The 246-nt window shown below is 67.1% G+C and carries 1 protein-coding gene; it reads left to right on the top strand.

What is annotated here, in order from left to right:
• The coding region (locus NR164_RS30340; RefSeq protein WP_256823681.1) for a hypothetical protein at positions 1-246 on the top strand (246 nt) is incomplete at both ends.

The following is a 246-nucleotide window of genomic DNA, read 5'->3' on the forward strand; positions in this document are numbered from 1 at the left end:
AAGTGCTGCGCACCCAAGGCCAACTCAGCACCCGCAGCGAATACGACCGCAGCGGCCGCCTGCGCGCACGCCAGCGCCGCCACGCCAGCCAGCCCTCGTTGATGCCGGCGGCCACACAAAAACACTTCGAGTACGACCCCGCCGACAACCTGATCGGCAAACTCGACCAGCAACCCGCCGCGCAACATCGCCAACTGCTGCACTACGACGCCACCGGCCGCATCATCGCCAGCCAGGACAACCTGC

It is taken from the genome of Pseudomonas sp. Pse79, assembly GCF_024519615.1.
In the GTDB taxonomy this organism is placed as follows: Bacteria; Pseudomonadota; Gammaproteobacteria; order Pseudomonadales; family Pseudomonadaceae; genus Aquipseudomonas; species Aquipseudomonas veronii.